At 74.6% G+C, this 12,565-nt stretch carries 12 protein-coding genes; 6 read left to right on the forward strand and 6 right to left on the reverse strand.

The window, feature by feature from the left end; all coding sequences use genetic code 11:
• Window positions 1-2 precede the first annotated feature (2 nt).
• Both IPO09_13140 and IPO09_13145 read left to right on the forward strand, forming a co-directional pair.
• Window positions 3-683, forward strand: coding sequence for an ABC transporter ATP-binding protein (locus IPO09_13140; protein ID MBK9518267.1), 681 nt, complete (start codon window positions 3-5; stop codon window positions 681-683).
• A complete protein-coding gene (locus tag IPO09_13145) occupies window positions 680-1,672 on the forward strand; it encodes a hypothetical protein (protein ID MBK9518268.1) in 993 nt (330 codons plus the stop codon). Before IPO09_13140 ends, IPO09_13145 begins: the two co-directional genes overlap by 4 nt.
• A gap of 30 nt (window positions 1,673-1,702) precedes the next feature.
• Here IPO09_13145 and dctP read toward each other — a convergent pair whose 3' ends face one another.
• Both dctP and IPO09_13155 read right to left on the reverse strand, forming a co-directional pair.
• A complete protein-coding gene (gene dctP / locus IPO09_13150; GenBank protein MBK9518269.1) occupies window positions 1,703-2,695 on the reverse strand; it encodes a TRAP transporter substrate-binding protein DctP in 993 nt (330 codons plus the stop codon).
• A 28-nt stretch (window positions 2,696-2,723) separates the two neighbouring features.
• Complete coding sequence (locus IPO09_13155) at window positions 2,724-3,647, reverse strand: TRAP transporter TatT component family protein (protein ID MBK9518270.1); 924 nt, start codon at window positions 3,645-3,647, stop codon at window positions 2,724-2,726.
• A gap of 185 nt (window positions 3,648-3,832) precedes the next feature.
• On the opposite strand from IPO09_13155, the gene IPO09_13160 reads away from it, so the two are divergent.
• From IPO09_13160 to IPO09_13170, 3 genes are all read left to right on the forward strand, one after another.
• On the forward strand, window positions 3,833-5,590 hold the full coding sequence (locus IPO09_13160) for a TRAP transporter large permease subunit (protein MBK9518271.1): 1,758 nt from the start codon (window positions 3,833-3,835) through the stop codon (window positions 5,588-5,590).
• Between the two features lie 151 nt (window positions 5,591-5,741).
• Window positions 5,742-6,587, forward strand: coding sequence for a hypothetical protein (locus IPO09_13165; protein ID MBK9518272.1), 846 nt, complete (start codon window positions 5,742-5,744; stop codon window positions 6,585-6,587).
• A 285-nt stretch (window positions 6,588-6,872) separates the two neighbouring features.
• Complete coding sequence (locus IPO09_13170) at window positions 6,873-7,016, forward strand: hypothetical protein (protein MBK9518273.1); 144 nt, start codon at window positions 6,873-6,875, stop codon at window positions 7,014-7,016.
• A gap of 21 nt (window positions 7,017-7,037) precedes the next feature.
• Here the strand turns inward: IPO09_13170 and IPO09_13175 are convergent, their stop codons facing one another.
• The 3 genes from IPO09_13175 to IPO09_13185 form a co-directional block, all read right to left on the reverse strand.
• Complete coding sequence (locus IPO09_13175) at window positions 7,038-7,616, reverse strand: hypothetical protein (protein ID MBK9518274.1); 579 nt, start codon at window positions 7,614-7,616, stop codon at window positions 7,038-7,040.
• Window positions 7,617-7,722: 106 nt separating this feature from the next.
• A complete protein-coding gene (locus IPO09_13180; GenBank protein MBK9518275.1) occupies window positions 7,723-9,681 on the reverse strand; it encodes a hypothetical protein in 1,959 nt (652 codons plus the stop codon).
• A 234-nt stretch (window positions 9,682-9,915) separates the two neighbouring features.
• Window positions 9,916-10,326 (reverse strand): hypothetical protein, encoded by a 411-nt coding sequence (locus IPO09_13185; GenBank protein ID MBK9518276.1) that lies wholly within the window; start codon window positions 10,324-10,326, stop codon window positions 9,916-9,918.
• A 295-nt stretch (window positions 10,327-10,621) separates the two neighbouring features.
• Here IPO09_13185 and IPO09_13190 point away from each other — a divergent pair, with 295 nt between their 5' ends.
• A complete protein-coding gene (locus IPO09_13190) occupies window positions 10,622-11,500 on the forward strand; it encodes a transposase (protein MBK9518277.1) in 879 nt (292 codons plus the stop codon).
• A gap of 220 nt (window positions 11,501-11,720) precedes the next feature.
• On the opposite strand, the gene IPO09_13195 is transcribed toward IPO09_13190, so the two are convergent.
• The gene (locus IPO09_13195) at window positions 11,721-12,560 is read right to left on the reverse strand and encodes an SAM-dependent methyltransferase (GenBank protein MBK9518278.1); all 840 of its coding nucleotides are present in this window, start codon (window positions 12,558-12,560) and stop codon (window positions 11,721-11,723) included.
• Window positions 12,561-12,565: the final 5 nt, after the last annotated feature.

Below are 12,565 nucleotides of genomic sequence, written 5' to 3' on the forward strand. Positions count from 1 at the left end.
GCCTGATCGAGCTCAAGGACGTCCGGCGCGTCTTCCACCAGGGCCGCCCCGACGAGCTGACGGCGGTGGCGGGGGTGACGCTGGCCATCGACGCCGGCGCGGTCACGGTGCTGCGCGGGCCGAGCGGCTCGGGCAAGACCAGCCTGCTGGCGCTGGTGGGTGGCATGGCCCGGCCCACCTCGGGGCGCATCCTGCTGGGCGACCGTGAGCTCACCAGCCTGCCGGAGCGCTTCCTCACCGAGATCCGCCGCCGCACCTTCGGCTTCATCTTCCAGCAGTTCCACCTGGTGCGCGGCCTGACCGCCCTCGAGAACGTCATGCTGCCGGCCACGCCGCTCGGCCTCCCCCGCGCCGAGCTGACCGGCCGGGCGCTGGCGCTGCTGGAGCGGCTCTCGGTGGGCCACCGGGCCAGGGCCCGGGCCGACTGGCTCTCAGGCGGCGAGGCGCAGCGGGTGGCCATCGCGCGCGCGCTCATCAACCAGCCAAGCGTCATCGTGGCCGACGAGCCCACCGCCCACCTCGACAGCAAGCTCTCCGCCGAGTTCCTGGAGATCGTGGCCGGCCTGAAGCGGGACGGGAAGACGGTGGTCATCGCCAGCCACGACCCGCTGGTCTTCGACGCCGGCGTGGTGGACCGCACCGTCTCCATGCGCGACGGGCGGGTCGAGGACGACGGCCGGTGATCGTCAACCCGGCCGTCATCGCGCTGGTGGGCGGCGCCGCCATGGGCGCGGTGCTGGTGGGCGCCGCCGCCTGGCAGGGCGCGGCGGTGCTGCGCCACTGGGACCTGCACAGCGGCAGCGAGCGGCAGCTGGAGCTGGAGCGGCGCACCTACCTGGTCTCCACCCTGCTGGGCTACGCGCTGGCCTTCGAGATCCTCTCACTCTTCCTCTTCGTCTTCACCGCCGACGCGCTGGCGCCGCAGTTCACCGGCGCCATGTGCGCCGCCGGATCGCTCAAGGTCAGCCCCTGGGGCTACCCGGTGCTGCTGCTCAAGCTGGGCAACGCCGTGCTGGCCGGGCTGTGGCTGCTCCTCGACCACGCCGACTCCAAGGGCTACGACTACCCGCTCATCCGGGTGAAGTACGCGCTCCTGCTGGTGCTGGCCGCACCGGTGCTGCTGGAGGCGGGGCTGCAGGCGGCCTACTTCGCCGACCTCAGGCCGGAGGTCATCACCTCCTGCTGCGGCAGCCTCTTCGGCGAGGGCGGCACGGGGGTCGGAGCCGACCTGGCCTCGCTGCCGCCGGCCGCCTCCGGGGTGGCGCTCTTCGCCTCGCTGGGCGCCGCCATCGGGGCGGCCCTGCTCTTCCGGCTGAGCGGGCGCGGCGCGGCGGTGACCGGCCTGCTCTCGGCGGCGGCGCTGCCGGTGGCCCTGGCGGCGGTGGTCAGCTTCGTGTCGCCCTACGTCTACGAGCTGCCCACCCACCACTGCCCGTTCTGCCTGCTGCAGCGCGAGTACCACCACCTGGGCTACCCGCTCTACGCCGCCCTGCTGGCCGGCGTGGTGGCCGGCGCCGGGGTGGGGCTGCTGGCGCCCTTCCGCCGCATCCCCAGCCTGGCCGAGGCCATCCCGGCGCTGCAGCGCCGCCTGGCCGGGGCGGCCGTGGTGCTGCTCGGCATCTTCACCCTGCTGGTGACCTGGAAGGTGCTGGGGTCGGGCCTGCGGATGTGAGGCGGCGCCCGGCCCCGTCGGCCGGCGCCCCTACCGCTTCCCCGCCGCGGCCCGGCAGGCGTCGCGCGCCGCCTTCACCTCGTCGAAGAAGGGCGCCGGCACCACCCCGCCGCGCACCACCGGCCAGCTCTTCTCCATGGCGGCGCGCCAGGGGGCCGGGTCCACCGTCACCACGTTCAGCCCCTGCTTCTTCATGGCGGTGACGGCGTCGGCGCCCAGCCGCTTCACCTCGGCGTCCACCTTGACGCCCAGCTCCACGGCGATGGCGGCCAGCTTGACCCGCACCTCGGGGGCGATCTTCTCCCAGGTCTCCTTGCGCACGATGGTGGCGCCGAAGATGTAGCCCCAGGGGAGGTCGGTCATGTAGCTGGCCTTCTCGAAGAGCCGGGTGGTCAGCACGTAGAGGGGAACGTTGGTGACGCAGTCGATCATGCCGGTCTGCAGCGAGGGCACCATGTCGGTGGAGGAGAGCACCACCGGCCGGAAGCCCACCGCGCGGAAGGCCTCCACGCTCTTGGGGTCGCCCTCCCAGGCGAAGATCTTGGCGGCGGCCATCTCGGTCGGCGTCCGGTAGGGCGCCCGGCAGAAGAGCGACATGGCGCCGATGCGGCTCCACTGCAGCACCACGAACCCCTTCTGGTCGAAGCCGGCCTCCAGCTTGGCGCGCACCTTCTGGAAGGCGCACTCCACCTCGGCCTCGTCGCCGAAGAAGGTGGGCAGGGAGAGCATCTGCGGCTCGGGCAGCACGTCGTGCATGCCCACGTTGGTGATGGCGGCGGCCTGCAGCTGGTTGATCCCCATCTTGCGGACCATGTCGCCCTCGCTGCCCTGGGCGCCGCCGGCGTAGACCTTGAGCTTGACGGTGCCGCCGGAGGCGGCGTCCCAGCGCTGCGTCATCTCCTTGAGGATCTCGTGCCAGGAGGAGCCGGCCGGGGCCAGCGTGGCCAGCTTGACGGTGGTGACCTGGGCCGGGGCGGCCGGGGCCAGGGCCGCCAGCAGGGCGGCGAGGACGAGCTTCTTCACGGGGTCACCTTCTCGGGCGTGGGGCGGTTCAGAGGAACAGGTCGTCGACGTGGTCGAGCAGCTGGCGGGCGCGGCGCTGCGACAGGACGTTCACCAGCCGGTGGCGCGGTGAGGCGTTCGGGTCCACCGAGAGGACCTCCTCCAGCGTGGCCGTGAAGGCGGCCCGGTCCTGCGCCTGGACCAGGTACCCCTCCGCATAGGCGACGCGCGGGCCCACCTTCTTGTTCATCGAGAGCGCCAGCGCCCGGTCCAGGTGGGCCTTGACGCGCTCCGGCCCGCCGCCCTCGGCGGCGCTGCGGGTGGCCAGGTAGGAGACGAAGAACTCGTGCAGCGCCCCCTCGCCCCAGGCCTCGTCGAGCGCCAGGGCCCGCTCCATCATGGCCACCGGCACCGGCAGCTCGGCCACCAGCCCCATGTCGCCCTTGCCGTTCACGATGGCCAGCACCCAGGCCGAGGCGGTCCAGTAGAGGGCGCCGACGTCCTCCTTCCGGGCCCGGTCCAGCAGGGCGGCCGGGTGGCGCGCCTCGCGCAGCGCCTGGCCCAGGCCGTCCCGCCGCTCGTCGAGGGCCCTGAGGCCGTAGTCGCGAGCGCGCAGGAAGAGCCGCCGGGCGCGGTCGCGCAGCGCCCGGACCTCGCCGAGCCGGCCGGCCAGGTCGGCCTCGTCGGCGTCGCTGGCCACGAAGGCGTAGCCGTACTGGGTGAAGCCGGCCGCCAGGGTCTCCAGCAGCCGCTCGTCCTCGGGCTGGGACTCCAGCACCCCCTCCATGGTCTTCAGCCCGAAGGGGACGGCGGCGCGCACCAGCTCGGGGTCCTCGTCGGTGGCGTAGGCGTCGCCGCCGGAGGTGAGGGCGCGGGCGGCGATCTTGCTCGCCAGTCCACCACAGCCGAGGAGCGGCAGGAGCGCCGCCGCGAGGAGCGCCGCGCGGCGCAGGGAGGGGGAGGGGCTGGTCATGGGAGGGTCCCCGGAGGGCGTTTCGCGTGGTAGCTATAGGAGCCCTCGTTCCACGGGTCAACGCCCCAGGGGTCGCCAGAGCCACCGTGTCCGCACCGCCCGCCCCGCACGCCGATCCCGCCGACGACCAGTCCATCATCGGGACGCGCCTGGAGCGCGGCCTGGTCACGTTCTTCCTGCTGGCCATGATCGCCCTGCCGGCGGCCTCCACGCTGGCGCGCCGCTTCCTGGGGCGCGAGCTGCCGGGCAGCTCGGTGCTGGCCCAGCACATCACCCTGTGGGTGGGCTTCCTGGGCGCCCTGCTGGCCACCTCGTCCGGCCGCCACCTGGCGCTCTCCACCCTGGCCATGGTGCCCGAGGGGCGCTGGCGCCGCGCCGCCCACGCCTTCGGCCACGCCGCCAGCGCGGCCGCCTGCGCCCTGATGGCCTGGGCCTCGGTGCTGCTGGTGCGCGCCGAGTGGGACAGCCAGGGGCAGGTGGCCTTCGGCATCCGGGTGGCCTGGAGCCAGCTGGTCATGCCGGCCGGCTTCGTGGTCATGGCCTGGCGCTTCGCCTGGCTGGCCGGCCAGGGCGAGCGGGCCGAGCGGTGGACGGGGCGGCTGCTGGCCCTGGTGGCCGCGGCCGCCGCCTTCGGGCTCGGCTGGCTGCCGGCCACCGGCACGCTGGTGGGCGCGCTGCTCTTGCTCACGCTGGCCGCCTTCCTGCTGGGCGCGCCGGTCTTCGTGGCCATGAGCGGCGTGGCCATGGCGCTCTTCTTCCGCGAGGGGGGGGCCGAGACCATCGCGGCGGTGCCCACCGCCACCTTCAACCTGGTCTCCTCCGCCACCCTGCCCGCCATCCCGCTCCTCACGGTGGCCGGCTACGTGCTGGCCGAGGGCGGCGCGGCCCGCCGGCTGGTGCGCGCCTACAAGGGGTTCTTCGGCTGGATGCCGGGCGGCCTGGCGGTGATGGCCACCGTGGTCTGCGCCCTCTTCACCACCTTCACCGGCGCCTCGGGCGTGACCATCCTGGCGCTGGGCGGCCTCATCCTGCCGGCCATGCTGGAGGAGAAGTACCCGGAGGGCTTCAGCCTCGGCCTGGTCACCGCCGCCGGCTCGCTCGGCCTGCTCTTCCCGCCGTCCCTGCCGGTCATCCTCTACGCGGTGGTGGCCGGCGCCCCCATCGACCACCTCTTCATCGGCGGGCTCGTGCCGGGCCTGCTCATGGTGCTGCTGGTGGCCGCCTACGGCGTGGTGGTGGGGGTGCGGGTCAAGGCGCCGCGCCAGGCCTTCAACCCCCGCGAGGCCTTCCGCGCCCTGTGGGGCGCCAAGTGGGACCTGGGGCTGCCCACCCTGGTGGTGCTCTCGGTGGCCTCCGGCTACGCCACCATCGTGGAGTCGGCCGCGCTGGCGGCGGCCTACTCCATCCTGGTGGAGGTGCTGGTCTACAAGGAGCTGAAGCCCGTCAAGGACCTGCCGCGGGTCCTCTCCCACGCCGCCACCCTGGTGGGCTCGGTGGTGCTGCTGCTCGGCACCGCCCTGGGGGTCACCAGCTGGTTCGTGGACGCCGAGATCCCCACCCTGCTGGTGGAGTGGATGACCACCCACGTGCAGAGCCCGGCGCTCTTCCTGCTGATGCTCAACGTGGTGCTGCTGGTGCTGGGCAGCGTGCTCGAGATCTACTCGGCCATCGTGGTGCTGGCGCCGCTGGTGGCGCCGCTGGGCGTGGCCTACGGCATCGAGCCCATCCACCTGGGGGTGGTCTTCCTGGCCAACCTGGAGCTGGGCTTCCTCTTCCCGCCCATGGGGCTCAACCTCTTCCTGGCGGCGCAGCGCTTCCAGAAGCCGCTGCCGGCGCTCTACCGGCACGCCTTCCCGTTCCTGCTCATCATGTCGGCGGGCGTGCTGGCCATCACCTACCTGCCGGCCATCACCACCGGGGTGGTGCAGCTCTTCACGCGGTAGGGCGGGACCGGCCCGGACCGGGCCTGGAGTCCCCACCACCGTGTGACACCGGGCCACACCCGCCCCGGCCCGAACGGCCGATACCAGCGGGATTGCTGGGGCCCACCCGCTGGCGCACCCCGTGCAGTCACGCCTGGCAGGAGGTCACACCATGCGCTCCACGCTCGTCGCGCTCACCCTGCTGCTCACCCCGCTCGCCTCCGCCCAGGCCAGCCCCCACGTCGGCGTGTCGGTCGGCGTCGCCATCCCAGGCCTGTCCATCGGCCTGAACGTCCCGTCCTACCCGGAGCTGGTCCAGGTGCCGGGCCACCCCGTCTACTACGACCCGCGCGGCGACTCGAACTACTTCTTCTCCGATGGCCTGTACTGGGTGCTCTCCGACGACCGCTGGTACTCCTCCGAGTGGTACGACGGCCCGTGGCAGCTGGTGACGCCCGAGTACGTCCCCTCGGTGGTGCTGCGGGTGCCGGTCCGCTACTACCACCGGCCGCCGGCCTACTTCGCCGGCTGGCACCGCGACCGGTCGCCTCGCTGGGGCTCGCACTGGGGCACTGGCTGGGAGCGCCACCGCTCCGGCTGGGACCGGTGGGACCGCCACTCCGCCCCGCGCCCCGCGCCGCTGCCCGTCTACCAGCGCCAGTACGCCGGCGACCGCTACCCGCGCGCCTGGGAGCAGCAGCGCGCCATCCACGCCGACCACTCGCGCGGCCGGGGGCATGACGACTTCCGCTCGAACGGGCGCTCCAGCGACGACCGCGGGCGTGACCGCGGGGTCGACCGCGGCGGCGGGCGCGTCGATCGTGGGCGCGATGACCGCGGGGGCGATGACCGTGGGCGCGATGACCGCAGGGGCGACCGTGGGCGCGATGACCGCGGGGGCGACCGCGGGCGCGATGACCGCGGGGGCGATCGTGGGCGCGATGACCGCGGCGGCGACGACCGCGGGAACGGCCGCGGCCGTGACCACGACGACGGTCACCGCGGCGGGCGCCGGTAGCGCACACGACCATGCCCCTGGAGGCCCCGCCCGGGGCTTCCAGCCCATGCGACCTGCGGTTCCGCATCGATTCGGCCCGCGAGCCCGGTCCCCGCGGGGTCACCCGGCCGTTCGAACGAGGCGGCCGATCACACGCCGTCCGGATGGGGACCCGGCGCTCCGCGCCAGCACCCGGCCGCCACGGCGGCGAGCCGCGCCACCTGGCGACCAGGCGCCGACCAGGCAGGGGGCACCGTGGGACGTGAGGCGCAGGTGCCGTGCACCGTGGACGGGACGTCCGAGCCCGTGAACGCCCTGCTGGAGTCCACCGCCCTCATCCTGCGCGGTATGGGCATCCAGCGGCGCTTCGACGCGACCGCGCCGGCTGCGGCGCTGGAGGGCGCCATCACCAGCGGCCACGCGGACGCCGCCCGATACACGCGGCGTTGAACCGGATCCGGCGGCGGCCGGTCAGAGCGTGACCACCTTCGCCCGGATGATCCAGTCGCCAGTGAGACCCAGGCTGGCGGAGTCCAGCCACTCGCCGGCGGTGAAGATCCAGTTCCGACCACCCGTGATGCTGCCGTCGCCATCGCGCGCCACCGACGGGAGCGCGGCGTCCTGGAAGCGAAGGGCGACCCGAACGCGCCCGGCGGGCAGGGTGACGGCCGCGCCCGTGAGGTCGATCTCCTGGAAGGCGTCGTCGCTGGCGGTGACCTGGTAGTCGGCCGAGTGGACGAGGGTGCCGGGCGCGGCCGCGCCGGTGTCGGCGAAGACTCGCAGGGTCACCGTGCGCACCCCGGGGGCGCCGCCGAAGAGAAACTGCACCGAGTTCACTCGGAAGGCGCGGTCCACCGGCCCGAGCGTCACCGCGGCCTCCTCACCGGCCACGAAGCCGGCCTGGAACGTGGCCCCCGACCCGTTGAAGCCGTCGATGAGCAGCGTGGAGGCCACGCCCCCGCCAGGGTCGGAGGACCCGCCGCCGCAGCCGGCGAGGAGGAGGAGGAGACCGGCCAGGGGGGCGCTCACGGCGAGGTGGAGTCTGGTCATGTGACCATGCTGGCAGGGCCGTGCGTCGTCGTCGAGGGGCCGCCGAGGCCCCCCTGGCGTCGTGGCCAGCGGCGGCTGGCCGGACCCGGGCACCGCCCCGGCCGATCTACGGCTCCGCCATGATGGTCACCGGCCCTGCCGCGCCGTCGGGGCCGCGCTGGCCGTCGAAGCCGCTGGTCCCATCCATCCCATCCTGGCCGTCCAGCCCGCCCCGCAGGAAGCTCGTCCCGCCGCGGTGATCGCTGCAGGCGGTGCTCGAGCCACCCCGGCCGCCCTTCCCGCCGTCGCCGCCCCTGCCTCCCTCGCCGCCGCGGCCTCCCGACCCTCCCTGGCTCCGCACCGTGGTGCGCAGGACCTCGATGAGCCCCGGCAGCAGCGCGCCGCAAGCGCTCACCGTCACCTGCACCGCCCCGCCCGGACCTCCCGGACCACCGGCGCCCCCGTCGCCGCCGCGGTGGCCGTGCCCGCCCGGTGAACCGCTCCGCCCGTGGCTCGACGGGCAGGAGGCGTCCTGGCCATCCAGCCCCGGCTGGCCATCCATGCCCTCCGGCCCGGCGTGCCCTGGCCTCCCCGATCCACCGCGGCTGGTCACACGAAAGGCGGCGACGTCGGGCTGCTCCACCACCGCCAGGCGGCGGGTCGGCCCCGACCTGACGGCGTAGGTGAGGCGCCCCGCCGCCCCCGCCTCCACCCGCACCACCAGGTCCGGCCCCGCGCCACCGGCGGCCTCGCCCTCCAGCGCCAGCTCGGCCGGAGGCAGGAAGGCCAGCGGCCACCTCAGCACCGCCACCTCCCGCCCGGCGACGCGGAGCGGCAACACCAGATCGTCTGTGCCGGCCAGCGGCACCACCTCGGCGGCGCCCAGGGAGTCGCCCAGGTGCAGCGCCCCCGCCTCGTCGAGGCGGGCCAGCGGACCCTGGACCGTGAGCTCGGCCGGCGCCAGGCAGGGCGACGGGTCGAGCTCCCGGGGGTCGGCGCACAGGGTCACCGGCCGCGAGAGCCCGGCCAGCTGCAGCCACAGCGCTCCGCGCAGCGTCACCTCCGGCAGCACGGCCAGCGGCTGCGGCCCTGCGGATCTCGCCAGCAGGCGAGCCGTCTGCGCCGCCACCCGCTGCTCCACCACCACGCTGCGCGCCGGCACCCTGCCCGGCTCGAGCCAGGCGCGCACCAGGGCGTGCCGCGCCAGCGCCACCGGGTTCGCGCCCCCGAGCGCCAGCAGCGCCTCCACCTCGGCGGGGCGCTGGCGCACCTCTCCGAAGGGCGAGGCCTGGACGTGCAGGCGGATGACCCGGCGCCGCGCCTCCTCGCGCAGGGTGGCCCCCGGCAGCCGGTCGGCGCAGCCGCGCAGGGCCGCCTCGTCGCCCGCTGCCGCGAGGCGGTCGAGCAGGGCCTGATCGACCGGCTGCCCTCCCCAGTCGCCTCGCTCCAGGCCGAGCACCAGCTGGAGCGCCTCGGCCTGGCGCCGACCGGTCGGGCCCAGCCGCTCCCTGGTGAGGTCCTGCTCGAGCTGCTGCTCCAGGGCGCGCAGGTCGGCCGCGCCGGCGGCCAGGCCGGGCGGGCGCTCGGCGTATGCCCGCACGACGGCCTCCAGGCGAGCCTGGGCCAGCGGGTCCGACTCGAGGCGGGTGTCGCGCAGCAGGTCCCGCGCTGCCCGCAGGACGTCGGAGAGGAGCGGGGCGGCCGCGGCCTGGCCGGAGGTGCGGAGCAGCAGGCCCACGCAGGTCCGCCAGCGTCCGGGCCGGAGCCCCCCGTCCCGGAGCCCGCGGTCCAGCGCCTTGCGTACGGCGCCGTCGGCCAGCCGGAGGTGCGGCCCGTCACCGTCGAGGTCGCAGACCGCAGGTGAGGCGTCGACCTGCCCGAGGTAGGCGGTCAGCGCGGCCCCGTCCCCGTGGCCGGCCAGCTCGGCCGCCGTCATCGGCACCGGGTACTGCCGCGCGGCGCACCCCGCCGCCAGCGCCAGCAGGAGCCAGGCGCCCGAGCAGGCGACCGGGCCGCCACGCCGCGCCGCGCCCCACCACGTGCCACCGCCCATGTGGCCTCCCGGCTCCGCGAGGTCCTGGCTCACTCGCCAGGCGACCTTCCGGGGCATCGTACCCTCGGTCTGGCCTGGCGTGGTGAAGGGCCGGTTGCGCGGCGGTGAAGGAGCGTGACGGCCGGGGGCGGGGCGCCGGGGGCGGTCAGGGCGGCGGGCGATCGGGGCTGCGGCGGCATGCACGCGAGAAGGGCCGGCCGCCTCGCCGGCGCCGGCCCTCCCTCGCTGCTCCGCGCGGTCTGCCCGGACCCGCGCCGCGCTGGCTCGCTACTCGCCGCGCTTCGCCTTGATCTCCCCCTCCAGCTTCTCGATCTCGGGCGTCACCGGCGCGTCCTTCTTCTCCTCGTCCTTGTGGCCGGCCAGGTAGGCCGCGCCGGGAGCCAGGTCGGGCGCCACCGAGGCGGCCAGCGACGAGGCGCCCTCGGCCACGTGCCCGGTCACCTTCATGACCAGGGCCTGGGCGAAGAGCGCGAACCCGATGGCCGGCAGGAACATGAGGAACGCCAGCCCGACCACCGGCACCACCAGGAAGAGCGCCGGGAAGGGCACCGAGACGTACTTCGCCGTGGCGGCGCCGGACAGCGTGCCGCCGCCCTCGGGGACCACCTCGATGGCGAAGCTGCGGGTGTTCAGGTAGTAGCCGCTCGGGACGCTGCTGGTGCCGTTGAAGGTCGTCATGGGTTCGTTCCTTTCTGAGAGGACTATCCGCCTTTCGCGCGCGCTCCGATATTGGGCCAAGGCCCGGCTTCCGCTCCTTTGAGTCCGGTGCCGCGCCACGGCGGGCGACGGAGCCGCCCGACCCGGAGTCCGGAGCACGGCCTCGGGTGATCACCCGAGGCCCGCTTGACCCCCCGCCCCCGCACCCAGAGTTCCGCGCGGAAGACCCTCGTTCGCGGCGCGGACCCTGGTGCAGCCGATTCCCTGGTGATTCCGAGGGCCGCTCACGGCACGCGTCCTGCCTTGGCCCCAGGGCATGACCGCGCCAAGGCAGATCCTCCCGGGACGCTCCTACCTCATCACCCGTCGCTGCCTGCTCCGGCACTTCTTCCTCCGCCCCTGCGCCGCGGTCAACGAGGTCGTCGCCTACGTCCTGGCCCTCGCGGCCCAGCGCTACGGCGTCCAGGTCCATGCCTACTGCGTCCTCTCCAACCACCTCCACCTGGTCGTCACCGACCCCCAGGCCCGCCTCCCGGCCTTCCAGCAGTACCTCGCGTCCTTCGTCGCTCGCGCCCTCAACGCCCACCTCGGCCGCTGGGAGTTCTTCTGGGCGCCCGGCAGCTACAGCGCCGTGGCCCTTGGTTCGCCCGGGGACGTCGTCGCCAAGGCCGCCTACACCCTCGCCAACCCCGTCGCGGCTGGCCTGGTCAAGGAGGGGCGCCTCTGGCCGGGGCTCTGGTCGAGTCCCGACTCCATCGGCACCACCATCCGGGTGCAGCGCCCGGCCGGCTTCTTCGACGAGGAGGGGCTGCTCCCAGAGTCCGTCGATCTCGAGTTGACCGTCCCGGCTGGCTTCAGTTCCACCCAGGACTTTCGCGACCAGCTTCAGGCCGAGCTCCGCCGGCAGGAGCAGGCGGCCCGCGACCGGCACCCCACCTTCCTCGGCGTGGTCCGAGTGCGGGCGCAGAGCCCGTTCGGCCGGCCGGAGCCCGACGAGCCACGCCGTCAGCTCGTGCCCAGGGTGGCGGCGCTGGACAAGTGGAAGCGGATCGAGCTCCTCCAGCGCCTGAAGAGCTTCCTCACCGGATACGCCGAAGCGCTCGACGTCTGGCGCGCCGGCCCAGTGGACCCGATCTTCCCGGCCGGGACCTACCTGATGCGCGTGGCGCACGGCGTGGCCTGCGCGCCTGCCTAGGCACCCGCTCCGAGCCGGTTCCCCGTCGCCAGCCGCGAGCCTCCACCGATGGAGACCCGTGAAGAGGGTCGCGGTGTGCCCCGCGCGAGGCCCGACGGCCGAACCGGCGCTGCTTCGGCGGCCGCGACGCACCCTCCCTGCTCCCCTCAACCCTCGGATCCGCCCTGCACGCCCCATTGGGGCACCGCGGGGACCCCGGGGAGCGGGGGCCGTCCGCGGATTACTCTGGGCCTGGAAAGAGCGTCCGCACCAGCTTGGGTCGCACAGCGGCAGCGGCGCACAGCTCGAGCAGCCGGGCCTTGGCGGCAGCGTCCCCAGAGCGCACCTTCTTGCCGAGGATCAGCTCGTTCTTGAGGCTGTGCTCCCACCCGGCCAGCTCGGTGACGGTCACCGAGTAGCCGCAGGCCTCCAGCGCCAGCGCCCGCACCACGTTGGTGAGGTGCGAGCCGAACTCGCGCCGGTGCCACGGGTGACGGAAGAGTGGGGCCAGGAGCGACGCCGGGCGCTCGGCCTCGCCGAGCTGGCGCGCCACCTCGGCCTGGCAGCAGGGCACCACCGCCACGTGATCGGCGCCGTGGCGCACCGCCAGCGCCAGCGCGTCGTCGGTGGCGGTGTCGCAGGCGTGCAGCGCCGTGACCAGGTGCACCCGCGCCGGCGGGGCCGCCGCCTCGATGGCGGCCTGCTCGAAGGTCATGCGCCCGAAGCCCAGCCGGGCGGCCAGCTGGCGGGCCTTCTCCACCAGCTCGGGGCGCGCCTCCACCGCGTGCAGGGTGCCCTTGCCGGCGGCCTGCAGGAAGAGCTGGTACAGCACGAAGCCCAGGTAGCTCTTGCCGGCGCCGCAGTCCACCACCACCGGCTCGCCGAAGCGGGAGAGCACGTCCTCCACCGCCGGGGCCAGCAGGCGGGCCAGGTGGTTCACCTGCTTCAGCTTGCGCAGCGAGTCGGCGTTGAGGTTCCCCTCGCGGGTGAGGATGTGCAGCGCCTTCAGGAGCTCGGGCGACTGCCCGGGCGCGAGCTCGCGCGCCACCTCCTCGCCCCTGGCCTGCCGCCGCCCGTCCATGGCCG

The sequence above is a fragment of the Anaeromyxobacter sp. genome, from assembly GCA_016718565.1.
GTDB lineage: Bacteria > Myxococcota > Myxococcia > Myxococcales > Anaeromyxobacteraceae > JADKCZ01.

What these genes read in the sequence shown, in the direction of transcription:
- IPO09_13160 (MBK9518271.1), top strand. Translation starts at nt 3,833, where the DNA reads ATGATCGCCCTGCCGGCGGCCTCCACGCTGGCGCGCCGCTTCCTGGGG.
- IPO09_13195 (MBK9518278.1), bottom strand. Translation starts at nt 12,560, where the DNA reads ATGGACGGGCGGCGGCAGGCCAGGGGCGAGGAGGTGGCGCGCGAGCTC.
- IPO09_13185 (MBK9518276.1), bottom strand. Translation starts at nt 10,326, where the DNA reads ATGACGACCTTCAACGGCACCAGCAGCGTCCCGAGCGGCTACTACCTG.
- IPO09_13165 (MBK9518272.1), top strand. Translation starts at nt 5,742, where the DNA reads ATGCGCTCCACGCTCGTCGCGCTCACCCTGCTGCTCACCCCGCTCGCC.
- IPO09_13190 (MBK9518277.1), top strand. Translation starts at nt 10,622, where the DNA reads ATGACCGCGCCAAGGCAGATCCTCCCGGGACGCTCCTACCTCATCACC.
- IPO09_13155 (MBK9518270.1), bottom strand. Translation starts at nt 3,647, where the DNA reads ATGACCAGCCCCTCCCCCTCCCTGCGCCGCGCGGCGCTCCTCGCGGCG.
- IPO09_13175 (MBK9518274.1), bottom strand. Translation starts at nt 7,616, where the DNA reads ATGACCAGACTCCACCTCGCCGTGAGCGCCCCCCTGGCCGGTCTCCTC.